1 pseudogene is annotated in these 444 nt (G+C 45.5%); it reads right to left on the reverse strand.

What is annotated here, in order from left to right:
• Positions 1-141: 141 nt before the first annotated feature.
• Positions 142-444: pseudogene (locus tag Abin_RS15435) on the reverse strand (Hint domain-containing protein); the annotation flags it as partial.

Genomic DNA, 444 nt, shown 5'->3' on the forward strand with positions numbered 1-444 from the left:
AACTCAGGCCGGACAGCCGAAATCCTGTGTGATTACGATCAAGCCTGATGCATAGATAATTACTGAGTGGATTTTAGTCATAGGAAAGGGGCTTTCCCGGTGAAGAGAAAGCCCCGATTTTATCTGATCTGCTAACAGAGATTAAGCAGACTGCTTCTGCATGTCAGGGTTGGTATGAGTATTTTCTTCGAGTAAGTAAGGTCCGGCTGCCACTATATTTAAAGAGAGAAGCAACATCTGGTGAGGAAAGGCTCTTTCTTCCAGAGGAAGAAGGGCATTGCCGTTCGTCCAGGCAACTGAGTTTTCACCATTTTCTGGATACCATCCATCAGGTTTTTCTGATTTCAGATGTGTGAACACAGATTGTTTTTGATGTGCTGTGATGAGAGAGATCGCGCCAATGGCGACCCCAAGTTCACGGCGATCATCAACGAATGGTCCAAT

This window comes from Acetobacter indonesiensis (assembly GCF_000963945.1).
GTDB lineage: Bacteria > Pseudomonadota > Alphaproteobacteria > Acetobacterales > Acetobacteraceae > Acetobacter > Acetobacter indonesiensis.